Annotated in this window: 22 protein-coding genes; 16 read left to right on the top strand and 6 right to left on the bottom strand. The window is 70.4% G+C overall.

Going from position 1 to position 24,114, the window contains the following annotated elements:
• The first annotated feature begins 8 nt into the window (after window positions 1-8).
• The 5 genes from OG611_RS01490 (at window position 9) to OG611_RS01470 (ending at window position 5,601) form a co-directional block, all read left to right on the top strand.
• Window positions 9-986, top strand: a complete 978-nt coding sequence (locus OG611_RS01490; protein WP_266414744.1) for an ABC transporter ATP-binding protein — start codon at window positions 9-11, stop codon at window positions 984-986.
• On the top strand, window positions 976-2,220 hold the full coding sequence (locus OG611_RS01485) for an ABC transporter ATP-binding protein (RefSeq protein WP_266414743.1): 1,245 nt from the start codon (window positions 976-978) through the stop codon (window positions 2,218-2,220). Before OG611_RS01490 ends, OG611_RS01485 begins: the two co-directional genes overlap by 11 nt.
• Before the next feature lie 197 nt (window positions 2,221-2,417).
• The gene (locus OG611_RS01480) at window positions 2,418-3,419 is read left to right on the top strand and encodes a hypothetical protein (protein ID WP_266414742.1); all 1,002 of its coding nucleotides are present in this window, start codon (window positions 2,418-2,420) and stop codon (window positions 3,417-3,419) included.
• A gap of 100 nt (window positions 3,420-3,519) precedes the next feature.
• A protein-coding gene (locus tag OG611_RS01475; protein ID WP_266414741.1) for an IS5 family transposase occupies window positions 3,520-4,444 on the top strand; the annotation gives its coding sequence in 2 pieces (ribosomal slippage) (window positions 3,520-3,909 and window positions 3,911-4,444; 924 coding nt in all).
• Between the two features lie 26 nt (window positions 4,445-4,470).
• Complete coding sequence (locus OG611_RS01470) at window positions 4,471-5,601, top strand: IS630 family transposase (protein WP_323180072.1); 1,131 nt, start codon at window positions 4,471-4,473, stop codon at window positions 5,599-5,601.
• Window positions 5,602-5,754: 153 nt separating this feature from the next.
• Here OG611_RS01470 and OG611_RS01465 read toward each other — a convergent pair whose 3' ends face one another.
• On the bottom strand, window positions 5,755-6,132 hold the full coding sequence (locus OG611_RS01465; protein ID WP_024757633.1) for a nuclear transport factor 2 family protein: 378 nt from the start codon (window positions 6,130-6,132) through the stop codon (window positions 5,755-5,757).
• 514 nt (window positions 6,133-6,646) lie between these two features.
• Here OG611_RS01465 and OG611_RS01460 point away from each other — a divergent pair.
• Window positions 6,647-7,147 (top strand): tetratricopeptide repeat protein, encoded by a 501-nt coding sequence (locus tag OG611_RS01460; RefSeq protein WP_266426295.1) that lies wholly within the window; start codon window positions 6,647-6,649, stop codon window positions 7,145-7,147.
• On the opposite strand, the gene OG611_RS01455 is transcribed toward OG611_RS01460, so the two are convergent.
• Window positions 7,036-7,398, bottom strand: coding sequence for a transposase (locus OG611_RS01455; protein WP_266414738.1), 363 nt, complete (start codon window positions 7,396-7,398; stop codon window positions 7,036-7,038). The genes OG611_RS01460 and OG611_RS01455 overlap by 112 nt on opposite strands.
• 44 nt (window positions 7,399-7,442) lie before the next feature.
• Window positions 7,443-9,575 carry a prolyl oligopeptidase family serine peptidase gene (locus OG611_RS01450; RefSeq protein ID WP_266414737.1) on the bottom strand — a complete coding sequence of 711 codons (2,133 nt, stop codon included), beginning with the start codon at window positions 9,573-9,575 and terminating at the stop codon, window positions 7,443-7,445.
• A gap of 165 nt (window positions 9,576-9,740) precedes the next feature.
• Between OG611_RS01450 and OG611_RS01445 the strand changes: the two genes are divergently transcribed.
• From OG611_RS01445 to OG611_RS01405, 9 genes are all read left to right on the top strand, one after another.
• Window positions 9,741-9,935: a hypothetical protein gene (locus tag OG611_RS01445; RefSeq protein WP_093896879.1), complete on the top strand. Its 195-nt coding sequence runs from the start codon at window positions 9,741-9,743 to the stop codon at window positions 9,933-9,935.
• A gap of 66 nt (window positions 9,936-10,001) precedes the next feature.
• A complete protein-coding gene (mshB, locus tag OG611_RS01440) occupies window positions 10,002-10,901 on the top strand; it encodes an N-acetyl-1-D-myo-inositol-2-amino-2-deoxy-alpha-D-glucopyranoside deacetylase (protein ID WP_266414730.1) in 900 nt (299 codons plus the stop codon).
• Window positions 10,898-11,335: a DUF6113 family protein gene (locus tag OG611_RS01435; protein ID WP_266414728.1), complete on the top strand. Its 438-nt coding sequence runs from the start codon at window positions 10,898-10,900 to the stop codon at window positions 11,333-11,335. Before mshB ends, OG611_RS01435 begins: the two co-directional genes overlap by 4 nt.
• A gap of 406 nt (window positions 11,336-11,741) precedes the next feature.
• Complete coding sequence (locus OG611_RS01430; protein ID WP_266414726.1) at window positions 11,742-13,622, top strand: peptidoglycan binding domain-containing protein; 1,881 nt, start codon at window positions 11,742-11,744, stop codon at window positions 13,620-13,622.
• 171 nt (window positions 13,623-13,793) lie between these two features.
• Window positions 13,794-14,732, top strand: coding sequence for an ABC transporter ATP-binding protein (locus OG611_RS01425; protein WP_266414723.1), 939 nt, complete (start codon window positions 13,794-13,796; stop codon window positions 14,730-14,732).
• A complete protein-coding gene (locus OG611_RS01420) occupies window positions 14,726-15,481 on the top strand; it encodes an ABC transporter permease (RefSeq protein WP_266414720.1) in 756 nt (251 codons plus the stop codon). The genes OG611_RS01425 and OG611_RS01420 overlap by 7 nt, the downstream gene beginning before the upstream one ends.
• The gene (locus tag OG611_RS01415; protein ID WP_266414718.1) at window positions 15,478-16,674 is read left to right on the top strand and encodes a sensor histidine kinase; all 1,197 of its coding nucleotides are present in this window, start codon (window positions 15,478-15,480) and stop codon (window positions 16,672-16,674) included. The genes OG611_RS01420 and OG611_RS01415 overlap by 4 nt, the downstream gene beginning before the upstream one ends.
• The gene (locus OG611_RS01410; RefSeq protein ID WP_266414715.1) at window positions 16,671-17,282 is read left to right on the top strand and encodes a response regulator transcription factor; all 612 of its coding nucleotides are present in this window, start codon (window positions 16,671-16,673) and stop codon (window positions 17,280-17,282) included. The genes OG611_RS01415 and OG611_RS01410 overlap by 4 nt, the downstream gene beginning before the upstream one ends.
• Window positions 17,283-17,457: 175 nt before the next feature.
• The gene (locus OG611_RS01405; protein WP_266414712.1) at window positions 17,458-17,973 is read left to right on the top strand and encodes a DUF3558 family protein; all 516 of its coding nucleotides are present in this window, start codon (window positions 17,458-17,460) and stop codon (window positions 17,971-17,973) included.
• Between the two features lie 110 nt (window positions 17,974-18,083).
• Here OG611_RS01405 and OG611_RS01400 read toward each other — a convergent pair whose 3' ends face one another.
• The 3 genes from OG611_RS01400 to OG611_RS01390 all read right to left on the bottom strand — a co-directional run bounded on the left by OG611_RS01400 (window position 18,084) and on the right by OG611_RS01390 (window position 22,478).
• Window positions 18,084-19,856, bottom strand: coding sequence for a coagulation factor 5/8 type domain-containing protein (locus OG611_RS01400; RefSeq protein ID WP_266414710.1), 1,773 nt, complete (start codon window positions 19,854-19,856; stop codon window positions 18,084-18,086).
• A gap of 272 nt (window positions 19,857-20,128) precedes the next feature.
• The gene (locus tag OG611_RS01395; RefSeq protein ID WP_266414706.1) at window positions 20,129-21,640 is read right to left on the bottom strand and encodes an FG-GAP-like repeat-containing protein; all 1,512 of its coding nucleotides are present in this window, start codon (window positions 21,638-21,640) and stop codon (window positions 20,129-20,131) included.
• A gap of 118 nt (window positions 21,641-21,758) precedes the next feature.
• A complete protein-coding gene (locus OG611_RS01390) occupies window positions 21,759-22,478 on the bottom strand; it encodes a class F sortase (RefSeq protein ID WP_266414704.1) in 720 nt (239 codons plus the stop codon).
• Between the two features lie 305 nt (window positions 22,479-22,783).
• On the opposite strand from OG611_RS01390, the gene OG611_RS01385 reads away from it, so the two are divergent.
• Window positions 22,784-23,968: a hypothetical protein gene (locus OG611_RS01385; RefSeq protein ID WP_266414702.1), complete on the top strand. Its 1,185-nt coding sequence runs from the start codon at window positions 22,784-22,786 to the stop codon at window positions 23,966-23,968.
• Window positions 23,969-24,114 lie beyond the last annotated feature (146 nt).

The raw sequence follows: 24,114 nt of genomic DNA, 5'->3' as shown, positions 1-24,114 counted from the left end.
CCGCTGCCATGTTGCTCGAAGTGCGCGATCTGCACGTGGAGTTCCACACCCGCGACGGCATCGCCAAGGCCGTCAACGGGGTCGACTACTCGGTGGCCGAGGGCGAGACGCTGGCCGTCCTCGGCGAGTCCGGCTCCGGCAAGTCCGTCACCGCCCAGGCCATCATGGGCATCCTCGACATGCCCCCGGGAAAGATCAGCGGCGGCGAGATCCTCTTCAAGGACCGCGATCTGCTGAAGATGAAGAAGGACGAACGCCGGAAGATCCGCGGCCAGGAGATGGCCATGATCTTCCAGGACGCGCTCTCCTCCCTCAACCCCGTGCTCAGCGTCGGGGAGCAGCTCGGCGAGATGTTCGTCGTGCACCGGGGGATGTCCCACAAGGAAGCGAAGCTGAAGGCCGTCGAGTTGATGGACCGGGTCCGCATTCCGGCGGCGAAGGAACGCGTCGGGAACTACCCGCACCAGTTCTCCGGCGGCATGCGCCAGCGCATCATGATCGCCATGGCGATGGCGCTGGAGCCTTCGCTGATCATCGCGGACGAACCCACCACCGCCCTCGACGTGACCGTCCAGGCCCAGGTGATGGACCTGCTCGCCGAGCTCCAGCGCGAGCTGAACATGGGCCTGATCCTGATCACCCACGACCTGGGCGTGGTCGCGGACGTCGCCGACAAGATCGCCGTGATGTACGCGGGCCGGATCGTCGAATCCGCCCCGGTCCACGAGATCTACCGGGCGCCCGCCCACCCGTACACCAAGGGCCTGCTCCGGTCGATCCCGCGCCTGGACCAGAAGGGCCGGGAGCTGTACGCGATCAAGGGCCTGCCGCCCAACCTGCTGCACATCCCGCCCGGCTGCGCCTTCAACCCGCGCTGCCCGATGGCCCAGGAGATCTGCCGGGGCGAGGTGCCGCCGCTGTTCGAGGTGGCCGAGCACCGCGAGAGCGCCTGCTACTTCTGGAAGGAGACGCTCGATGCACGCTGACCACTCGGGGCGCAAGGAAGCGCGCGAAGAGGGCGAGAAGGCCCGCGTGCTGCTCGCCAAGTCACGGGCCGGGTCCGCCGCGGCGGGCGGCGAGCCGATCCTGGAGGTCCGCGACCTGGTCAAGTACTACCCGCTGACCCAGGGCATCCTGGTCAAGAAGCAGATCGGTGCGGTCAAGGCGGTCGACGGGGTCTCCTTCGACCTGGCGGCGGGCGAGACGCTCGGCATCGTGGGGGAGTCCGGCTGCGGCAAGTCGACCGTGGCGAGGATGCTGGTGCACCTGGAACAGCCGACGGCCGGCTCGATCAAGTACAAGGGCGAGGACATCACCAAGCTGTCGGGGCGCGCCCTGAAGGCCGTGCGCCGCAACATCCAGATGGTGTTCCAGGACCCCTACACCTCGCTCAACCCGCGCATGACCGTCGGCGACATCATCGGGGAGCCGTACGAGATCCATCCCGAGGTGGCCCCGAAGGGCGAGCGGCGCCGGAAGGTCCAGGACCTGCTGGACGTGGTCGGGCTCAACCCGGAGTACATCAACCGCTATCCGCACCAGTTCTCCGGCGGCCAGCGCCAGCGCATCGGCATCGCCCGCGGTCTCGCCCTGAACCCCGAGATCATCGTCGCCGACGAACCCGTCTCCGCCCTCGACGTCTCCGTGCAGGCGCAGGTCGTCAACCTGCTGGACCGGCTCCAGGCGGAGTTCGGGCTGAGTTACGTCTTCATCGCGCACGACCTGTCGATCGTCCGGCACATCTCCGACCGGGTCGGGGTGATGTATCTGGGCCGGATCGTCGAGATCGGCTCCGACGAACAGATCTACGACCACCCCACGCATCCGTATACCCAGGCGCTGCTGTCCGCCGTCCCGGTGCCGGACCCGACGGCCCGCGAGCACCGGGAGCGGATCATCCTGCACGGCGACGTCCCGTCGCCCGCCAACCCGCCCTCGGGCTGCCGCTTCCGCACCCGGTGCTGGAAGGCGCAGGAGCGGTGCGAACTGGAGGTGCCGCTGCTGGCGGTTCCGGCCGTCTTCCGGCTGACCGATTCGCCGGCCGGGCACGACTCGGCCTGCCACTTCGCGGAGGAGAAGCAGGTGGTGCCGCCGGAGGGGCTGCTGGAGGCTCAGGGGGAGCAGAGGGAGCAGGGGGAGTCGGCGGGCGAGGACGGATCCTCGGAATCCTCCGACGGCGAGGACGGGGCCGCGCCGTCCGGGAGCACCCGGGCCGGGTGACCACGGGCACGTTAACGCGTGGGCAACCCGGCCGTCTCATGCCCGATATACGAACCGGTCAGCATGGTCGGCGTACGGCCGTGCGGGTGCCGTGTACCGGCCGGGAGGCCGCCAAGTCCTCCCGGCCGGTTGCCCGTTCGAACACCACGCCGGTGAACCCCTTGTCCGGTCGACAGGCACGGTGGAGTATCGCTCGGGTGATACTCACTCGGGGGGCAAGGGTCACCGGTGCCGTTCTCTGCGCCGTGCTCGCGCTGATCGTCGCGGGCTGGCTCGTACGGGACGTCAGGGCGGCCGACGACATCGGGCTGTTGTGGCGCTACTGGGCCGGCTACTACGATCCACGGCTCCCTCTGCTGCCCACCACCTCGGCGTACGACGTGGTGCTGCTCGTGGTGTATCTCTCCGCCGCCGTCGCGTCCCTGCGGTCCTCGGTGGCCGCCACCGCACTGGTCGCGACCGGAGTGGTCACGATCGTCCTGCGGCTTCCCGGGCTCTGGAACATAGGCGAGTCCCGGACGAACGCCCGGTTCACCGACGATCTCCGCACCCGTGCCCTGCTCTGCGCCTTCGTGGCGCTCGCGGCGGGCATCGCGATGATCATCACCGCGGGGGCCGGCCGCAGGGCGGCGCGTGACTTCTCCGAACGCCTCCCGGCCCGGCCGGGGCAGGGCGCGGGCGTGATCGCCTTTCTGTGCCTCGGTGCGGCGGGAGCGATCGTGATCGCCTGGGAGATCCGTCAGGCGACGCAGATCTCCGCCATCTACCCCGACTGGTTCGTGGGCGGGGACCGGGTCGTGCAGGGGCTGATCGACCCGCCGCCCGGCTGGTTCTCGGCGGTCCTGGCGCTGCTCTGTCTGTTCGCGGCGGTGAGCGCGCTCGTCCGCGCCGTGCACGCGCGGCCGTTCGGCCTGATCGCCGCGGCCCTGCTGCTGTTCGGCGGGGTGCTGGGAGTGGCCCGCACCGTGCACTACGAGTTGCTGGACCGCTTCGGCGATCTGCCCGTCGAAAGCCAACTCATCGTGGTGACGGGGTTCTTCGAGGTGCTCGCCGGTGCCGTGGTGCTGCTGGCACTGGCCCTGCCGGGCCCGGACGAACCCCCCGCCATGCCCAACCAGGGCTATGGGCAGGGGTACGGCTATCCGCAGCCCGGCGTCTACGGGCCGCCGCCCCCGTCCCAGCCGCCGCCCGGCTGGTGACGGGAGGCCCGCCGGACAGGCCCCGGGGCCTGTCCGGCGGATCGGGGTCCAACTAGGGTCTGTTGCGAAAGTGGATCCTGGTTATAGATGATCACGCCTTGTGGGACGTGGTGACCTGACGAATGGCCAGTGGGCCCGGCTGGAGCCGTTGTTGCCGCGGGGTATCAAGCCGGGCCGTCCGCCAGTGTGGACGCGGCGGCGGTTGATAGACGGCATACGGTGGCGGACCCGGACCGGTGCCCCCTGGCGTGACATGCCTGAGCGGTACGGTCCGTGGGACCGGGTCTACGACCTGTTCAGACGATGGCAGCGCGACGGCACCTGGGCCAGGGTCGTCAGTCAGCTCCAGGCTCAGGCCGACGCGAAAGGCCTGATCATCTGGGACGTGAGCGTCGACTCCACCGTCTGCCGGGCCCATCAGCACGCCGCCGGGGCGTCGAAAAAGGGGGGGCCTGCAGAAGGAACCGCCCAGCGGCAACGCCGCCGAGCCAGCCGACCACGGGCTCGGACGCTCTCGAGGCGGGCTGAGCACAAAGATCCACCTCGCCGTCGAGCAGGGACAGAAGCCGCTGTCAGTGCTGATCACGGCCGGCCATCGGGGTGATTCCCCACAGTTCGAGCCGGTGCTGGAGGCGATCCGGGTGCCTCGCCTTGGCCGGGGCAGGCCCCGCAGGCGGCCGGACCGGGTGCGGGCCGACAAGGCGTACGACTCCCGCCGCAACCGTGCCTACCTGCGCAGGCGCGGCATCAAGGCCGCCATTCCGGTCCCCGCGGACCGGGTCCGCAACCGCCAGAAGCTCGGCTCCCGGGGCGGTCGGCCACCGAAGTTCGACAAGGCCGACTACCGTGAGCGGCATGCCGTCGAGTGCGGGATTAATCGCCTCAAACGCCACCGGGCTGTGGCCACGAGGTATGACGAACTTGCCGTTCGTTACGAGGCGACCGTGTTGGTCGCAGTAAGACCCTGGTGCTGTGACCGCATAGGTTCGCCGGGTTGGTCGTCGTGGCGGTCGGATGTGCGGTGACGTCCGATCCGACCGCTGGAGGAGCGGTGGCCGAGCCTGTCCGTGTGCGCAGACTGACCGACCAGGAGGGGCAGCGGCTGCAGCAGATCGTGCGCCGGGGCAGCACCAACTCGGTGCGCTATCGGCGCGCGATGATGCTGCTGGCCTCGGCCGGCGGGAATCGGGTGCCGGTGATCGCCCAGCTGGTGGCGGCCGACGAGGACACCGTGCGCGATGTGATCCACCGGTTCAACGAGATCGGCCTGGCCTGCCTGGACCCTCGGTGGGCGGGAGGCCGTCCCCGCCTGCTCAGCGATGACGACGAGGACTTCGTCGTCCAGACGGCCACCACCCGCCCCACCAAGCTCGGCCAGCCTTTCACTCGCTGGTCGCTACGCAAACTCGTCGCCTACCTGCGCACAGTCCACGGCCGAGTGATCCGTATCGGCCGCGAGGCGTTACGCGGCCTGCTCGCCCGCCGTGGAGTCACCTTCCAGCGCACCAAGACCTGGAAGGAATCCACCGACCCCGACCGCGAGGCGAAGCTGGACCGGATCGAGCACGTCCTGGACCGTTTCCCCGACCGGGTCTTCGCGTTCGACGAGTTCGGTCCACTCGGGATCCGGCCCACCGCAGGCTCGGGCTGGGCCGAACGGAAACACTCCGACCGGGTGCCGGCCACCTACCACCGCACCCATGGAGTCCGGTACTTCCACGGCTGCTACTCGGTCGGCGACGACATGTTGTGGGGCGTCAACCGCCGCAAAAAAGGTGCCGCGAACACGCTGGCCGCGCTCAAGTCGATCCGCGCCGCCCGGCCCGACGGCGCCCCCATCTACGTGATCCTGGACAACCTGTCCGCCCACAAAGGCACCGACATCCGCCGCTGGGCTACAAAGCACAAGGTCGAGCTGTGCTTCACCCCGACCTTCGCCTCTTGGGCCAACCCCATCGAGGCCCACTTCGGACCGCTGAGGCAGTTCACCATCGCCAACTCCAACCACCCCAACCACCCCAACCACCCCGTGCAGACACGAGCCCTGCACGCCTATCTACGCTGGCGCAACGCCAACGCCCGCCACCGCGACGTCCTGGCCGCCGAACGCAAGGAACGCGCCCGCATCCGAAGCGAGAAGGGCATCCGTTGGGGCGGACGCCCCCTCAACACCGCAGCCTGACCAACCGCGAACTTACACAGCCACAGCGCATCATCGGTCCGCTCGTGGCCAAGCGCGGACGACCGAAGCGTTGTGAAGATGATCTCGGCTGGGCAGACCCGGAGCCCCGAACGGGGCCGGTTCAGGAGAAGGACGGCGCCAGAGGAGAATGGCTCAGGAGGCGGACGGCTCGATCTCCCCCGCGAAGACGATGACCTGGTCGATGAGGCTCCGCCGCAGATGGACGACGTCCGTTCCCGCCAGGCGGGGGCCTCCATCCGGCGTCGTGAAGACCCACTGGTACCGGGCCCACTCGTCCGGCATGTCCACCGCCGAACAGCGCACCATCGTGCCGGTCCCCGCGGGGTGGCGCCGGATGTCCAGCACGAACCGCTCGACCGCCTCGATCCCCTCACTGCGGCCCAACGGTCCCCAGAAGACCACGTCCGAGGTTAGGGCCTGGGAGAGCAGCGCAGTCACATAGCTGTCGTCCGAGGCGTTGAACGCGGAGATGAACGTGTCGATCGCGGACCGCGCGGTCTCTTCTTGCATACACCAGTAATACCAGTCGCCTCGCGGACCGCGCTCGTCCCGTGAGCCGTCTCCCGACCACGGTGAACCATCCCGGTCACAGCACTAGCCGTGGTATCCAAGCGCGAGGACCCTTCGCTACCACGGCTATCGACTCTCCCCATCGGCTTCCCGACAGGCCAACACCCCGTTGACTACCTGCCGTGATCCCGCCACGGCTGTCCACGTCCCAACTCTCGCCGCTACGATCGCGGGACAACGCAAACCGGTTGTATGAGCGTATTGAATCGGGGGCGGTCATGGAGGATTTAGGCACAGGCGACCTGCGGCGGATCGGCTCCTACATGCTGCGAGCGCGGCTGGGTCAGGGCGGGATGGGCCGGGTCGGGGCCCGCCCGAGCAGTGGCCGAACGGAACCCCCTGGCCCACTCCCGTGACCCTGCTCCTACCCCGTCACCGCCTCCCCGGCTGGGGTCCGCAGCGGGTCGGGGAGGTTTCCCCGACCCCTGAGGAGCTAACTCTTCGATACACCCGTGTGCGGGAGACCGAGCGCGATCTGGATCCGTCGGCTGCGGCGCGGCTGATGGAACAGCTGGCGGTTGACCAGGCTCGGGTCCTCGGCCCGGACCATCCTGACACCGTTCGGAGCCGCCACATGCGTGCGTTCTACCTCGACATCGCCGGGGAGTCCGCGGAGGCGGCGCGGCTGATGGCCGGGGTGGTCGCGGACCGGACGCGGATCCTCGGTCCCGACCACGAAGAGACTCTTCGAAGTGGACAACTGCACGCGCTCTTTCTCGGCAAGGGCGGCGATTATGCGGAGGCGGCGCGGTTGTTGGCGCAGAATGCCCTGGATCGGGCGCGGGTTCTCGGCCCCGACCACAGGTCCACCCTCTGGAGCCGGCACCTGCACGCGGAATTCGTCTACGACACTGGGGACCACGCAGAGGCTGCGCGGTTGATGGCCGGATGGGCCCGGCAGACGGTGGAGTCGACGCTCACGTCCCAGATGATCAGGCCTTTCGCGTCGGCCTGAGCCTGGAGCCGACTGACGACCCTGGCCCAGGTGCCGTCGCGCTGCCATCGTCTGAACAGGTCGTAGACCCGGTCCCACGGACCGTACCGCTCAGGCATGTCACGCCAGGGGGCACCGGTCCGGGTCCGCCACCGTATGCCGCCCACCAACTGCCGCCGCGTCCACACTGGCGGACGGCCCGGCTTGATACCCCGCGGCAACAACGGCTCCAGCCGGGCCCACTGGCCATTCGTCAGGTCACCACGTCCCACAAGGCGTGATCATCTATAACCAGGATCCACTCTCGCAACAGACCCTAGCCGACCAGCCCCAGCGACCGCTTCAGGAAGTCGACCTGAAGCAGCAGCAGATTCTCCGCCACCTGCTCCTGCGGCGTCATGTGCGTCACCCCGCTGAGCGGCAGCACCTCGTGCGGGCGTCCGGCCGAGAGCAGCGCCGAGGACAGTCGGAGCGAGTGCGCGACCACCACGTTGTCGTCCGCGAGACCGTGGACGATCACCATCGGCCGCACCTGGTCGGCGGCCTCCGAGAGCCCCTCGTCCGTGATCACCGAGTTGTGCGCGTACACCTCGGGCTGCTCCGCCGGGTCACCGAGGTAGCGCTCGGTGTAGTGGGTGTCGTACAGCCGCTGGTCGGTCACCGGGGCGCCGACCACCGCCGCGTGGAAGACGTCGGGCCGGCGCGTCACGGCCAGGGCCGCCAGATATCCGCCGAACGACCAGCCGCGGATCGCGACCTTGCCGAGATCCAGCGGGAACCGGTCCGCGAGGGCGTGCAGGGCCTCGATCTGGTCGTCCACCGAGAGCACGAGGTTGTTCTTGACCGCCTTCTCCCAGCCCGGTGTACGCCCCCGCATGCCCCGGCCGTCCGCGACCACGACCGCGAAGCCCTGATTGGCGAACCACTGCGAAATCAGATGCGGATTGTGGGCGGCGACCACCCGGCGGCCATGCGGTCCGCCGTACGGGTCCATCAGTACCGGAAGCGGGCCGTCCGACTCGTTGTATCCCTCGGGGAGCAGCACGGCGCACGGAATTCGCCGTGCGCCCCCCTCGGTGAGGCGCACCCGCGCGGAGAGAACCGGCTCCTCGGCATGGTTCGCCACGGTGGCGATCGGCTTGCCGTCCCGGAGCACCTCGACCCGGGTCCCCGGCCGCTCAGGGGACTGGGTGACCAGCACCGTCACCCCGCCCGCGCGGACCGCCGAGTGCACCCCGACCCCTTCGGACACCCGCTCGACGCCCAGCTCGTTGACCCGGTAGACATGGGCCTCGCCGATCTCCGGTTCCGCCGCCTCCTCACCGGCCGTGGCCGACACCAGGATGTCCGACCCACCGATGTCCAGCACCGCCTGGAGCTGCAACTGCGCCCCGGTCAGCAGCCGGTCGCCGACCGCGAGCACCCGCGCCCCGCCCTCGTCCGCGATCCGCACCAGCCGCCCGTCCGGCGCCCAGGCGGGCACACCAGGGAAGATTTCCAGCCAAACCGGATCCTCGTCGGCATGCACCGTCCGCGTCGAACCGGTCTCCGCGTCCACCGCGAGGAAGAGGTGACTGCGCTGGTCGCGGGACTGCACCAGCAGCAGCGGCGCCCCGTCCGACGACCAGTGCACCTGCGCCAGATAGGGGTGGCGTGCCCGGTCCCAGACCACCTCGGTACGGGTGCCGTCCAGGCCCAGCACGAAGAGCCGCACCTCGGCGTTGGGCGTTCCGGCCGCCGGGTAGGCGACCTCGGCGGGCCTGCGGTCCGGATGTGCGGGATCCGCGATCCACCATCGCTGTACGGGGCTGTTGTCGACCCGGGCGACCAGCAGCCGGTCCGACTCCGGCGACCACCAGAAGCCCCGTGAACGCTGCATCTCCTCGGCCGCGATGAACTCCGCGAGACCGTACGAGACGTCCTCCGCCTCCGGCTCGGCGAGTGCCCGGTCCCCGTCGCCCTCCGCGCCCACGACGCGCAACGCGCCCTTGGACACATATGCGATGTGTCGTCCGTCCGGTGACGGTCGCGGGTCGATCACCGGGCCCGGAACCGGCAGTGCACGGGCCGTGCCGGCCCGCAGTTCGGCGACGTACACCTTCCCGGAGAGCGCGAAGGCAGCCAACTCCGCCGCCCCGTCGACCGCGTAGCCGACGATCCCCGAGGACCCCTCGCGGCTGCGCTCGCGCCGGGCCCGCTCCTGCGCCGACAGCCGCTCCGCCGAACCGCCCAGCAGGGCCGCCGGATCGGCGACCACGCGCTCCTTCGGCGGTCCGTCCTTCGGCAGGTCCAGCACCCACAGCCGGCCGGACCGGTCCGTACCGGAACCCGACCGCAGGAAGATCACCCGCTCCCCGTCGGGTGAAACGGTGAACGCCCTAGGGGCGCCGAGAGTGAATCGCATGGTTCTGGCGTGCTGACGCGGAAAGGAGATCTGCTGCGAAGTCATGTGCCGAACCTAGTCCCCGACCGCCCGGTCGTGCGCCCCTCGTGCTGCTGTGCCCCGATCAATGCGTTGCGACGGATAGTTATGATCCGTAGCGCTCGGTGGGTAAGAACCTGCTGGCTCCATGTGTGCTGCCCGTCCCGACCGTACTGATGGAGGTGAACCGCCGTGGCACTCTCGATTTCGGCGGTGGTGCTGCTGGCGATCGTCGTCTTCCTGCTGATCCGGAAATCCGGACTGAAGGGCGGACATGCGGTGGTCTGCGCACTGCTCGGTTTCTATCTCGCCAGCTCGTCGATCGCGCCGAGCATCTCGAACCTGACCACGAATGTGGCCGGCATGATCGGAAGCCTCAAGTTCTGAGGCCCGGCTCGTCGGCGGCAGGTGCGCGGGCGGTGATCGGTGCGCCCGGCTCGTAGGGTGGTCCCCATGACGGACCATCCCGCCCGGCGTCTCCTCCTGGTGCACGCGCACCCCGACGACGAGTCGATCAACAACGGCGCCACCATGGCCAAGTACGCGGCCGAGGGTGCCCAGGTCACCCTGGTGACCTGCACGCTCGGTGAGGAGGGTGAGATCATCCCGCCCTCCCTCGCCCATCTCGCGGCCGACCGGGACGACACCCTGGGCCCGTACCGCCGGGGCGAACTCGACGCGGCGATGAAGGAGCTGGGCGTCACCGACCACCGGCTCCTCGGCGGCCCCGGCCGCTTCCGCGACTCCGGAATGATGGGCGCCGAGCAGAACCACCGCCCCGGCGCCTTCTGGGCCGCCGACGTGGACGACGCCGCCGGGCATCTGGTGGAGGTCATCCGGACGGTGCGCCCGCAGGTCCTGGTCACCTACGACCCCGGCGGCGGCTACGGACACCCCGACCACATCCAGGCGCACCGCGTCGCGATGCGCGCCGCGGACCTCGCCGCCGATCCCGCGTACCGCGCCGGATCCGGCGCCCCGCACACCGTCGCCAAGATCTACTGGAACCGGGTGCCGCGCACGGTCGCCGAGGAGGGCTTCGCCCGACTGAGGGACACGGCGCCGGACGCGTTCCCGGGCATCGCCGCCATCGACGACGTACCGGGCGTGGTCGACGACTCCCGGATCACGGCGCAGATCGACGGTTCGGCCCATGCCGCCGCCAAGAGCGCGGCGATGCGGGCCCACGCCACCCAGATCGTCGTGGACGGCCCCTTCTTCGCCCTCTCCAACGACCTGGGACAGCCCGTCTTCACCACCGAGTGCTACGAGTTGGTGCGCGGCGATTCCGGAGCCCCTCAAGGGGCCCGGGAGGACGACCTGTTCGCGGGTACGGCGGGAGCGGAGCGATGAGCGGCGGCAAGCAGGGCGCACCGCGCCCCTCCAGGGACGTCGCGGCCACCGGCCTCGCCGCGCCCCTCGACCCCGGGCGGATCGCCGCCTATGTGGGCCTCGCCGTACTGGGCGCGCCCGTCGGGATCGCCGGGGCACTCGTCCAAGCCGCCTGGTTCCCCGCCGGATTGCTGCTCGCGCTGGTGGCCGCCGCCGGGCTCTTCTACGGCGGGCGCCTTGTCTTCGGCACTCAGCTGGGCGCGCTGGCACCCGCTGCGGGATGGCTGATTTCGGTCGTCGTTCTGCTGGGCGGACGCCCGGAAGGCGACTATGTCTTCGGCGACGAACTGGGTCTCACTCTCTTCATGCTGGGCGGTATGGCCGTCGCTGTGATCTGTGCCACCATGTCGCGGTCGCCCCAACAGGGCGCCGACAGCGGCCGACCTGGCAAGTAATGTGCCACGTCCGATCCCGTAATGCCCCTTGTCCGTTCGCTGGCCGCACAGCCGTTTCCCCCGGTCGCGGGGTGTCCGTCGGCGGCGGCCAGTATGGTGGTTCGCGCGCCGAGCCGTCCCCTGGCCTGCGGCATGGGGGAAGTACGGGCGGCGGAGCCAATCGGGAGAACCTGCTTTGAGTCGTGAAACTGACAGTTCGTCCTCCGGGCCCCAGGGGCGCGGAGGAGCCGCGTACCCCTCGGGGACGCCGCCGTACGGATCCCGCCAGTATCCGTCGCTGCACCCTTCGCAGGATGCCCCGGAGCCTGCGGACCCGCCTCAGTCCGAGGAGCCGAGGACCGAGACGACGCTGACGACGCGCATCCGGATCAACATTCCGGGCTCGCGTCCCATCCCGCCCGTCGTCATGCGTACGCCCGTGGGCGACACCGACAGCGCCGACGTCGAGCGCACCGGCAGCTTCCCGCGCCCCGGCTCGCCCGCGGCGGACGGTGCGCCGGCCGCGTCCGACACCGCGTCGGCCGCCGAGGCCCGGACCGATTCCGCCGCCGCGGAACCGGCCGCCGAGAAGCCGGCCAGAGAGAAGAGCGGCAGCGACTGGTTCGCCCCGCGCAAGCCCCCCATGAACACCTCGGTCGCCGGTGGCGTCACAGCCGGCGGTGCTACGGCCGGCGGCAGCGCGGCCGGTGGCGCCGAAGGGCCCAGGGGTGCCGCGCCCGCACCGCCCCGCGCCGATCTGCCGTACTTCTCGGACGGTCCGCAGCGCACGGGCGACCAGGGCGCACCCCGCCCCGACGACTTCGGCCCCGGCGACCCCGCGTCCGGCGGCCCGCGCCCCACGCCGAACCTCGGAGTACGTACCCCCGGCCCCTCCGGCCCCACCACGGGCCCGGTCACCGGCACATCGTCCCTGACGCCGAACCTCGGCGGACCGGGCGGCGAGGGTTCCGGCCCGATGGGCTCCGGCCCCGGCGTCGGCCCCGGCCCGGTGGGCTCAGGTGGTCCCGCAGGTCCGCAGGGTCCCGGTGCCCCCGGTGGTCAGCCGCCGCGGATGTCCGACGACACGGCGGTGCTGACCCCGCAGTTCGCGGGCCCGGCACCCTCCGGCCCCGGCGGCAACGTCTCCGGTGACACGCTCACCAGCGGCATCCCCGTCGTTCCGCCGGAGCACCGGGCGGCGTCGCCGTTCCCGAGCGCGCCCGCGGGCGGGCGCCCCGATCCGGCGTCCCGTGTCCCGGGCGACCCGATGGGCACCGGACCGGCAGGGCCCGGCGGCCCCGCCGCCGCGTCGCCCGCCCCCGCGCCCCGCCCCGAACCGGCGTCCGCGCCCGCGAAGAAGCAGGGCCGCTCCAAGCTGGTCCTCCTCGGCGTCGGTGTCGTCGGGCTGCTCGGTGTCGCGTACGGCGCCGGGCTGCTGATGAACCACTCCGACGTACCCAAGGGCACCACCGTCCTGGGCGTCGACATCGGCGGCGGCACGAAGGAGGAGGGCGTCGCGAAGCTGGACGCCGCCCTCGGCAAGCGCGCCGTGGCCCCCCTCCAGCTCTCCGTGGACGGCAAGAAGACCCAGCTCGCGCCGGACAAGGCCGGGCTCGGCCTGGACAGCCAGGAGACCGTGCGCTCGGCGGCGGGCAGCGACTACAACCCGGTCTCCGTCATCGGCTCCCTGTTCGGCAGCAAGCGCGCCGTCGACCCGGTGATCCCGGTCGACGAGGAGAAGCTCGGCGTCGCGCTGACCGACCTGGCGGGCGTCTCCGGCTCGGCCAACGACGGCACGATCAAGTTCGAGCCGGGCAAGGCCGTGGTCGTACCCGGGAAGCCGGGCAAGGCGCTGGACGTCAACCAGTCGATGACCTCGGTGCGCGACGCGTACCGCGCCCAGGTGCAGACCGGGCGGACGAAGGTCGTCCAGCTGCCCGTCACCACCCGCGAACCCACCATCGACCAGGCCGAACTGGACCGGGCGATGAAGGACTTCGCGAAGCCCGCGATGTCCGGTCTGGTCACCATCAAGGCGGGTGCCAAGCAGATCCAGTTCGGCCCGGCCAGGTCGCTGCCGCAGATCCTCTCGATGGTGCCGGTCCAGGGCCGGCTGATCGAGCACTACGACAAGAAGGCCATCGAGACCCTCTGCGACGGCGTCTTCGACGGCATCATGATCACCAAGGGTGACGGCAAGAAGCACCAGCTCAACGCGGACGACGTGGCACACGCCATGCAGACCGCGCTGCTCGGGAAGACCGCCACCGAACGGACCGTCGTCATCAACCTCAACGGCAACGGCTGACCGCGGCGAACCGCACCGCACGCCCGCCCCCGACCGGACCCCGGCCGGGGGCGGCGCCGTTTCCGGACACCGCCCCGGCAGCGGAGTCATGCGCACGGCATGACATCTGTCATCCCTTTTCCACGACCCGCGGCCCTGCCGCGCGCACCCCGCTTCCGCCACGCTGGACGCATGACAACGACAGCCACCGAGGCCACCGGGGCGAAGACCGCCGCGGTCCGCTTCGAGCAGGTCAGCAAGGCATACGGAGCGGTACGCGCCGTCGACGGACTCACCCTCGACCTGCACCCCGGCGAGACCGTGGCGCTCCTCGGCCCCAACGGCGCCGGAAAGTCCTCCACCCTGGATCTGCTGCTGGGCCTGCGCACCGCCGACTCCGGCACCGTCCAGGTCTTCGGCACGACTCCGCAGAACGCCATCGCCGCGGGCCGCGTCGGCGCGATGCTCCAGTCCGGCGGCCTGATGGAGGACGTCACGGTCAAGGAGCTGGTCGGCCTCGCCTGCGATCTGCACCCCAGGCCCTACCCGGCGGCGGAGGTGCTCTCCCGCGCCGGTATCGCGCAGATCGCCGACCGGATGGTCAACAAGCTCTCCGGAGGTCAGGAACAGCGCGTCCGCTTCGCGCTCGCCACCGCGGGCGCCAACGACCTGATCGTCCTCGACGAGCCGACCACCGGCATGGACGTCACCGCCCGCCAGGCCTTCTGGGCCACCATGCGCGAGCAGGCCGAGCAGGGCCGTACCGTCCTGTTCGCCACCCACTACCTCGAAGAGGCCGACGCGATCGCCGACCGCGTCCTCGTCCTCCACAAGGGCCGGCTGCTCGCCGACGGCACCGCCGCCGAGATCAAGGCGAAGGCCGGAGCCCGCCGGATCTCCTTCGAGCTGGAGGGTCCGGTCGACGAAGCGGCCCTGCGCGGCCTGCCGTTCCTCGCCGCGCTCGACATCACCGGCAACCGGGTCCGGATCCAGTCGCACGACGCCGACGCGACCGTCCACGCCGTCTACGGACTCGGTCTCTACCCGCGCGAACTCGAAGTCGCGGGACTCGGCCTGGAACAGGCCTTCGTCGCCATCACCGAGGCCGAGGAGGCCAGGACCGCATGCTGAGTTTCTTTTCATGGGCGTTGATCAGGCTCGAAGTGACCCGCACCCTGCGGAACAAGAAGTTCATGTTCTTCTCGGTCATCTATCCGTCGGTGATCTATCTGCTGATCTCCAACACCCAGAACACCTCCGACCGGATCCCGCACACCGATCTCACCTTCCAGGCCTTCTTCATGGTTTCGATGGCCTCCTTCGGCGCGCTGACCGCCGTCCTCATGGGCAACAGCGAACGCATCGCCAAGGAGCGCGAGAAGGGCTGGGTCCGCCAGCTGCGGCTCACCGCACTGCCCAGCCGCGGCTACGTCCTGGCGAAGATCGCCAGCGCGGCGATGGTCACCCTGCCCTGCATCGTGGTGGTCTTCCTGGTCGCCGCCGCCGTCAAGCACGTACGGGTCGAGACCTGGCAGTGGTTCGCGCTGGCCGGGGTCATCTGGGCCGGTTCGCTGGTCTTCGCCGCGCTCGGGGTCGCCATCGGCTACCTCGCCAGCGGGGACGCGGTCCGTCCGCTCACCATGATCATCTACTTCGGGCTCTCCATCCTCGGCGGCCTGTGGATGCCCAGCGCGACCTTCCCGCAGTGGCTCCAGAACATCTCCGAGTGGCTGCCCACGCACGCGTACGCTTCTCTCGGCCAGGCGATCGAGATGGGCGGTTCGCCGCACACCAAGGACGTCGCCATTCTCTGCGCCTACTTCCTGATCTTCGCGGGCGGCGCGGCCTGGCTCTACCGGAAGGACACCTTGAAGGCGTGAACGACGACGAGACGTCCGTGGGCGTCGGGCGCCCGCCCACGAACCGCAAGCAGGTCTGGATCAAGCTGTTCTGGGTCGGTATCTGGCTCGCGTTCATGAGCGCCCCGGTCAAGGACCTGGCCGACGGGAACCACACCTTCTGGGCGACGGTGCTCGGCACGCTCGGCCTGCTGACCTTCGTCGGGGCCTACCTGCTCCTGGTCTTCCGCCACACGGCCAAGCCCCTGGACCGTCGTCTCGTCCACTCCACGATCGCCTTCCTCGGCGCCCTCTCCGTCATCCTCACCCTGACGCTCGGCACCCCGTGGCTGGTCCTCTTCGTGTACGTGGCGGTCTCCGTCGGCGCCACCCTGCCGCTGCGGACGGCCCGTTGGCTGATCCCCGTCGTCACGGCCGTCCTGGTCGGCATGGGCCTGACCGGCGACCACCCCCGCGAGGTCATCACCGCACTGGTCTTCCCGGCGCTGCTCGGCGGGTTCTCGATGACCGGCGTGCGGCAGATGATCCGTACGACGATCGAGCTGCGCGAGGCCCGCGCCACCGTCGCCCAGCTCGCCGCCAACGAGGAACGACTCAGGCTCGCCCGCGATCTGCACGACCTGCTCGGCCACTCGCTCTCCCTGATCACGCTCAAGAGCGAGCTGGCCGGCCGGATGCTCCCCGACCACCCGGAACAGGCGGCCGCCCAGGTCGCGGACATCGAACAGGTCAGCCGCCAGGCCCTGATCGACGTACGCGGCGCGGTCACCGGCTACCGCCGCCCGACCCTCCCCGGCGAACTCGCGGGCGCCCGCACCGCACTCGCCGCCGCGGGCATCACCGCCGACGTCCCGGCCGAGGCCCCCGACGACCTCCCCGAGAAGCCGGAGGAGGTGCTCGCCTGGGCGCTGCGGGAAGCCGTCACCAACGTCGTACGCCACAGCGGGGCCCGCCACTGCACGGTCACCCTCGCCCCGCGCCAGACCCTGGACGGCAAGGTCCTCGAACTCACCGTCTCGGACGACGGCGTCGGCCCCGGGGGCACGAAGCCGGGCAACGGCCTCACCGGCATCGGCGAACGCCTCGCCACGGTCGACGGCACGCTGATCACCGCGGCGGGCAACTTCCGTTCGGGCTCCGGCTCCGGTTCGGGCAAAGGCTTCACCCTGACCCTGAGCGTTCCGCTCGATTCCGGCCTAGGATCCACGGAATGAGCATGATCAGACTCCTCCTCGCCGAGGACCAGTCCATGGTGCGCGAGGCTCTCGCGGCACTCCTCGGCCTGGAACCCGACATCGAGGTGGTGGCCCAGGTCGCCCGCGGTGACGAGGTGCTGGCCGCCGCCCACGAGCACGACATCGACGTGGCGCTCCTGGACATCGAGATGCCCGGCATGACCGGCATCGACGCGGCGGCGGCCCTGCAACGCGAGCTCCCGGCCGTGAAGGTCGTCGTCGTCACCACCTTCGGCCGCCCCGGGTACCTCCGCCGGGCCATGGAGTCGGGCGCCGACGCCTTCCTGGTGAAGGACGCCCCGGCCTCCCAACTGGCCGCAGCGGTGCGGAAGGTACTCGCCGGCGAACGCGTCATCGACCCCACACTCGCCGCAGCGGCCCTCGCCGACGGCGCCAGCCCCCTCACCGACCGCGAACGCGACGTACTGCGCACGGCGGCGGACGGCTCCACCAACGCGGAGATCGCCGCCGCACTCCACCTCTCCCAGGGAACGGTCCGCAACTACCTCTCCATGGCCATCCAGAAACTGGCGGCCCGCAACCGCGCGGAAGCGGTCCGCATCGCGCGCGAGAAGGGCTGGCTGTAGGGCCGGCGAACGGCCCCGGACCCATCCGCGCGTCCCAGCAGCAGGACGAAAAGCCTCAGTGCCCGGGGGTAGCGGGTGGGCAAGGGGAGGGGGCGGGACGTACCCTCGGCGCGGGACACAAAGACCTGCGAGGAGTGGGTGCATGAGGGGTCGGGATCTATTGATCGCCTGCGTCGTGCTGTTATCCACGTGCGGCGCGCTCACCGCCTGTTCGTCGGAGCCGGCGCCGCCTCCGCCGCGCCCCTCCGGCATCGCGGAGATCAAACCGTGCGACTTCTTCACCGAGGACGAACTCCACGAGTACCAGCTCCATGACGCCGCGCCGCTCACCACTCCGGGCGGCTGCATGTGGGAGGGCACGAAGTTCTTCGAGGACGCGAGCACCGTCCTGGTCCTGACGCTCCAGAAGCAGTCCGCCGAACATGGGGTGGCGGCCCTCGGCTCGCGCTCCGGGGAGAGGATCTCCGAGCGGTCGGCCGTCAACGGCCGCCGGGTCTGGCGGAACACGACGCCCGGCACGGACGTCACATGCGGGCTGGTCTTCGAGATCGACGGCTCGTCGTCCGCCGAGCTGAGACTGTCGGAGTTCCTGGGTGTCTCCGACGTCGAACCCACTCAGCAGGACCTCTGCAAGGGCCTCGACGAACTCGCCCCACGGGTCGAGGAGAAGCTGCCCGCCGTCCGCTCCTGACGGAGATCCCGCCTGCGCGTCCCCGTGCGCGACAGCGAGATTCCGTGTACGGGGCGGCGACGCCGGTGGGACCCGGTCGTGATGACCGGGCCCCTCCTCGTTCCCGGTGCCTACGGGAACGACACCACCTTCGACGGAACGGTGTCCGATCCCGATGTGGGAGAGCCGGTGTCGTTGATGACGTGCTCGTACTGGCCCTTGCCGCCGAGCGAGACCACCAGCAGATCGTGGAACCGCACGCCCGGTTTCACCGGCGCCTGGAAACCATGGTCCTGACGGATCGTCGGGTCGACGTTGAAGTAGCAGTAGCTGCCCAGGCCCCAGCCCTCGTGGGTGGTGACGGAGTCGTCGACCTTGTAGGCCGCGAAACCCTTGGTGCTGCCGTTCTGGATGGCCGCCTGGTTCGGGGCGTCGTACGACTTCTCGTTCTGGAAGAAGATCGTCCGGCCGTTCTCGCCCGCCCACTCCACGTCGTACTTGTTGAAGTGCTCCACGAACAGGCCGGTGGCCAGCACATTGTCACCGTTCACCCGGAGCCCGTAGTCCGCCCGGTTGGTCTCCCAGCCGATGCCTTCACCATGGTCCGCGCGCCAGAGCCAGGTGTGGTCGATGATCGTGTCGTTGCTGTTCACGACGAGGCTGGTGGTCGCCTTGCCGGGTCCGGCACCGCCGATGCGTACGAACACGTCCTGGAGCGACGTCGGATTGCCGGCGTGACTGGCGGACGATCCCTCGGGGCCGACCTCGATCAGTGTGTTCGAGTTGACCGGACCGGCGTCGACGAGCAGACCGGCCAGTTTCACGCCGTCCACGTCGCCGACCTTGATGGCGGTGACCCCGTTGTCCGGGATGATCGTCGCCAGGCCCAGGCCGAGAGCGACCGTGTCGGCGCGGTTGATCTCGATGGGCCGGTCGACGTGGTGGACACCGGGCGTGAAGAGCAGATGCAGGCCCTGCTGGACGGCCGCGTTGATGGTCTCGGCGCTCGCGCCCGGCTTCACGACGTAGAACTGGTCCAGAGGTATCGACTCGCCCTGCGGTGCGCCGTGACCCCATGAAGTGCCGCGTGCACCGGTGCGCTCGGCAGGGACGAACACCTTGTACGTGTCACCGTCGAGGTAGAGGAACGGCTTCTCGCGCGAGACGGGCGTCGTGTCGAGCGTGGTGTACGGAGGCTCCGGGAAACTCTGCGCGGGCGCGCCGTCGACGCCGGAGAACGTCATGTTCCAGACGCCGTTGCTCCAGCCGCCGACCGAACTGTCCCGGGTGTACCACTGCTGCTGCGAGTACGGCGCGACCTGGCCGTCGATCCTGCTGTCGGCGATGTACCCGCCGCTCGCCCAGCCGTATCCGTCGGGTGCGAGGTTCAGCCCGCCCCTGACGTGCATCCGGCGGAACGGTGCGGCCTGGGCGACGGCCCAGCGGTCGGTGCCGTTCACCGGGTTGAGGGCCAGGTTCTCCGCCGACCGCCAGAAGTTCTGGGTCGCGTTCCCGTTGAACCAGCCGGCGTCGACCGTCACATCGCCGTTGAACGTGGTGTCGTCCGGGTTCAGTCCCAGCCCGGCGATCGAGGTGTAGAAGCCGATCTGCGCATTGATGTTGTTGTACGTGCCCGGCTTGAAGAACAACGCGTAGCGACCGTCGCCGAACTGCGCCGACTCCTGCTTCCTGAAGACTTCGTCGACCTTGCCCTGGATGTCGGGGGTGGAAGGGTCGAAGACCATGACGGCGGGGCCCAGATCGCCACCGCCGACGATCTCCCGCGTGTCCTGGCCGTGGGCGGCCGGGGCGGTGGGGAGGGCGATGAGCAGCGCGGCGGCGATGGCGGCGAATCCGAGAACGCGGGTCCGGTGGCGTGGAGGTGCTGTGGGGGGAGCATGCATGAGAACACTTCTCCTGAGTCGTGGTTCCGAGTGCACGACGAACTGCGGAGAGAGCGCTCTGAGAGCGCTCTCCCAGCAGGCTTCGATGGTTCCGCCGCCGCGCGGCGAACGTCAAGAGGTGTGCGCCGGTCGTCGATGCCGGATCGGTCTGAGCGCAACAACTGACCACAGGAGAACGGCAATTGGCCCGTTCTGGGGTCATTTTGCCGGGGTCGTGGATTCAGGAATTTGATGCGTCGGTGCGGTCCGTACAGAGCGCACCGACCGTGGGGTCAGCCCGTCAGCGTCTCACTGAAGCGGGACGGGCCGGCCGGCGCGCCGATCGTGGCCGCGCCGAACGAGACGGAACCCTTGGCGATGATGCCGGTGGCATCCGTACGGAAGATCCACAGGGCGCCCCTGCTGCCGTTCTCCGCCGGGTCGCCGACCACCATCTCGGTGCGGCCCTTGCCGTCGTAGTCGCCCAGCGCGAGGGCCTCGCCGAACTGGTCGCCCGCCTCGGCGACACCCGGAACCCCGGCCGTGTACTGGCCGAACTCCTTGGAGCCCGCGCCGCTCACGCCCTTCGGGCCGCCCTTGAACACCAGGACCCGGCCGGCTTCGGCGATGCCGTTGATCCGCTCGCCCGGCAGGCCGGTGGCGATGTCGGGGTAGCCGTCGCCGTCCGTGTCGCCCAGCGCCAGGCTGTAACCCATCCGGTCGTGGAACTCGGCCGTACCCGAGACGCCTTCGGTGTCCTGGTCGATCCAGACGGGCTTGCGGGTGGTGCTCTGCCCCTTCGGGCCGCCGTACGAGACGAAGAGCGAGCCGCCCTTCCTCATGGGGGGCTCCGCCTGCGCCCAATCGTTGTCGCGCCCGATGACGATGTCCCCGTGGCCGTCCTTGTCCAGGTCGGCGATGCCCACGGTGGTGCCGCCGACAGCCGCCCCGGCCGCGTCCTTGATCTCGACCGGGGCGGCGAAACCGGTGCGGCTGCTCTTCAGCAGGTACGTGTGCTGCTGCCACGGGTCCTCCGGGCCGAAGCCGAGGATCACCAGATCGCCCACGCCGTCGCCGGTCACGTCACCCACGGCGATCTCCGAGGTGTCGATCACGGCGGTGCCGTCGACCGAGAACGAACTGGCCCTGCTCCACTGGCCGGTGCGGCTGATCGGACCGTGCAGGACGTGGCCACCACGCCGTACGTCGCCCACCGCGATGTCGGCGACGCCGTCACCGTCCACGTCGCCCACGTCCAGGTCGCCGGTGCCGTCGATCTGGTCGCCGGGGACGGGCTTCAGGAGCGTGGCGTTCTTCGAAAGGCCCGACGCGCCACCCCAGTTGACGGCCACCACTGTGCCCTTGTCGCCGTCGGTTCTGTACGCCCAGAGGCGGCTGACGAGATCCGCGTAACCGTCATGGTCCAGGTCGGCGCTGCGCAGGTTCGTGCCGTAGCGGGCGTCCTCCGGGTTGTTGATGTCCGGACGGTTCGGCCAGGTCAGCACCTGCTTGTGGGCGGAGGACAGGCCTTCGGGGCCGCCGAAGAGGACGCTCACGGCGCCCGCGCCGGCCTCCGGGTCGCCGAGAACGGCCATGGGGGCGCCCACGGCGACGTCCGGGTAGCCGTCGCCGTTGAAGTCGTCGTGCAGCCGCTTACTGCTCGGCGCCTTCGCGGTGACGGACGAGCGTTCGGTCGGGGCGGAGGACTTCGTGGCGGCATGGCCGGCGGGTGCCGCGACGGCTCCGGCGACCAGGGCGATGCCGGCCGCGATGGCCAGGCGGCGGCGGTGGGAGAGTGCAGGCACGTCGGTCAACTCCGGTGCTCGGGAGGTCAGTCGGGGCAGTACGGAATCGGATTCCGTACTGCCCCGTACGACCTCGCGGCCCGGTGGATGGTTGTGCCGCACCGTCGGTGACTGCTGGTCAGCCCTTCTTGAAGGTGTCGAGGTGGGCGAAGACCACCACGTTGTCCTCGTAGTCCTTGGCGGTCTTGTTGTACGCGCCTCCGCAGGTGATCAGGCGCAACTCGGCGGAGTTGGTGTCGGCGTAGACCCGGTCGTCCGGGAACTTCGCCTTGCTGAACTGCTCGACGGAGTCGACCTTGAACGTGGCGACCGAGCCGTCGGCGCGGGTGATGTCGACCTGGGAGCCGGGGCCGAGGAACCGGAGCTGGAGGAACACGGCCGGACCGGTCATCGTGTCGACATGACCCGCCACGATCGCGGCACCGCGCTCGCCGGGGGTGGCGCCGTCCTTGAACCAGCCGACCAGGTTCCTGTCGTTGGGGGGCGGCGCGTCCAGCCGACCGGTGGCGCCGATGGACAGATCGGTGAACGGAGCGTCGACGGCGATGGCCGGGATCCGGAGCCGCTTCGGGACGGAACGCGACATCGCCGGGCCGACGGTGGCCTTCGACGAGGTGACGGGGGCGGGCGCGGCGTGGGAGCCGAGGACCTCGGGGGCGGCGGACGAAACGGCTGCGGGCAGGGCCGGCGGCTTGTCGTCGACCGAGGTGCCGAAGGAGTTGTAGATGAGGACCATGCCGAGCCCGGCTGCCACGGCGGGCCACATCAGGGCGCGGCCCAGTGTGGTTCGGGGGGCAGTCCGGGTGGGGGTGGAGCCGGTCGACTGCGGGGCGGCCATGGGAACGTGCCTTTCGGTTGTGCGGTGTCGAGGGGGAGGGGTTCGGTCCGGGGTCGGGTCCTGGGATCGGTCCGGGGCTTATCCGGGGCTTATCAAGGGGGAAACGCAGCCGCCGCGGCCGCCGCCCCGAGGGGCAGCGGCCGCGACAACGAAACGACCGGCTGGGGCTGGCCCGGTCAGACCATCGCGCCACCCGTCGACTGGCGGCGGCGCAGCTTGTACGCACCGACACCGACACCGCCGAGCAGCAGCGCCGAGCCGGCGGCCAGACCGCCACCGGTCATCGCCATGCCGCCACCACCGGCGTGCACGCCACCACGGGGCCTGTCGCCGCCACGGCCGCCTTCGTCGCCGCCACGGCCGCCTTCGTCGCCACCGCGGCCGCCTTCGTCGCCACCGCGGCCGCCTTCGTCGCCACCGCGGCCGCCTTCGTCGCCACCGCGGCCGCCTTCGTCGCCGCCACGACCACCCTCGTCGCCGCCACGACCACCCTCGTCGCCACCGCGACCACCCTCGTCGTCCCTGGTGATCACGGATGCCATGAAGCCGCCGCCGGCGTGGACGCCGCCGTTGGGACGGCCGCGGTCGCCACGGCCACCTTCGTCGCCGCCACGGCCACCCTCGTCGCCACCGCGGTCGCCGCCACGGCCACCCTCGTCGCCGCCACGGTCTCCACCGCGACCACCCTCGTCGCCGCCACGGTCTCCACCGCGACCGCCCTCGTCGCCGCCACGGCCGCCCTCGTCCCCACCGCGACCACCCTCGTCGTCGCTGGCGATGACGCGAGCCATGAAGCCGCCGCCGGTGTGGACGCCGCCGCGCGGCCTGTCGCCGCCACGGCCACCCTCGTCGCCGCCGCGTCCACCGCGGTCGCCGCCACGGCCGCCTTCGTCGCCGCCACGGCCGCCTTCGTCGCCGCCACGACCACCCTCGTCGCCGCCACGACCACCCTCGTCGCCACCGCGGCCACCCTCGTCGTCGCCGGCGATGACGAGGGCCATGAAGCCGCCGCCGGTGTGGACGCCGCCACGCGGGCGGTCGCCGCGGTCGCCGCCGCGGTCGTCACCACGGTCGCCGCCACGGTCTCCACCGCGGTCGCCGCCGCGGCCACCCTCGTCGCCGCCGCGGTCGCCGCCGCGGCCGCCCTCGTCGCCGCCACGGTCTCCGCCGCGGTCGGACCTTCCGTGGTCGTCGCCGTGCGAGGACGAGTAACCGTTGTCGTGGCCCGAGTCGCCCGACGTGACCATGGCGTAGGCGGACGGGCCGGTGATGGCAAGGACCGCTGTGACAGCGGCCGAAGCGAACAGTGTGCGGGCAGAGCGCATCTGAACACATTCCTTCCGCCGCAACTGCGAAGAGTGACCGGCTGTCGACTCAATGTGGCGCAGTGGCGACGTGATCCACCGTCAGTCGGAATGCGAATCCGCGCCATCGGGAAATGCAGCATTGGAGCTATGCCGTGGGCTCTTCGGGTGGAGTGGGGCCGATAATCACCCGTTGGACTGCACGCAGCGGCGCGTGAGGTTTGGGCTGCGGGGTCTCACCTGTTTGCTGACCCTTTCCGTGCGGCGACACGCTCGTCGCCCACCTCGCGACGGCCCTTCATTCCCCATGAACGGCCTTGAGGGAAAAGGGA

It is taken from the genome of Streptomyces sp. NBC_01363 (assembly GCF_026340595.1).
Classification (GTDB): Bacteria; Actinomycetota; Actinomycetes; order Streptomycetales; family Streptomycetaceae; genus Streptomyces.
The sequence above is the reverse complement of the archived record's forward strand: the minus strand, read 5'-3'. Positions and strand labels throughout refer to the sequence as shown.

Bases quoted from the DNA above. Each gene is read 5' to 3' on its own strand.
- OG611_RS01490 (WP_266414744.1), top strand. From the start codon at position 9: ATGTTGCTCGAAGTGCGCGATCTGCACGTGGAGTTCCACACCCGCGAC.
- OG611_RS01485 (WP_266414743.1), top strand. From the start codon at position 976: ATGCACGCTGACCACTCGGGGCGCAAGGAAGCGCGCGAAGAGGGCGAG.
- OG611_RS01465 (WP_024757633.1), bottom strand. From the start codon at position 6,132: ATGCAAGAAGAGACCGCGCGGTCCGCGATCGACACGTTCATCTCCGCG.
- OG611_RS01450 (WP_266414737.1), bottom strand. From the start codon at position 9,575: ATGACTTCGCAGCAGATCTCCTTTCCGCGTCAGCACGCCAGAACCATG.
- mshB (WP_266414730.1), top strand. From the start codon at position 10,002: ATGACGGACCATCCCGCCCGGCGTCTCCTCCTGGTGCACGCGCACCCC.
- OG611_RS01435 (WP_266414728.1), top strand. From the start codon at position 10,898: ATGAGCGGCGGCAAGCAGGGCGCACCGCGCCCCTCCAGGGACGTCGCG.
- OG611_RS01430 (WP_266414726.1), top strand. From the start codon at position 11,742: ATGCGTACGCCCGTGGGCGACACCGACAGCGCCGACGTCGAGCGCACC.
- OG611_RS01425 (WP_266414723.1), top strand. From the start codon at position 13,794: ATGACAACGACAGCCACCGAGGCCACCGGGGCGAAGACCGCCGCGGTC.
- OG611_RS01420 (WP_266414720.1), top strand. From the start codon at position 14,726: ATGCTGAGTTTCTTTTCATGGGCGTTGATCAGGCTCGAAGTGACCCGC.
- OG611_RS01410 (WP_266414715.1), top strand. From the start codon at position 16,671: ATGAGCATGATCAGACTCCTCCTCGCCGAGGACCAGTCCATGGTGCGC.
- OG611_RS01400 (WP_266414710.1), bottom strand. From the start codon at position 19,856: ATGCATGCTCCCCCCACAGCACCTCCACGCCACCGGACCCGCGTTCTC.
- OG611_RS01390 (WP_266414704.1), bottom strand. From the start codon at position 22,478: ATGGCCGCCCCGCAGTCGACCGGCTCCACCCCCACCCGGACTGCCCCC.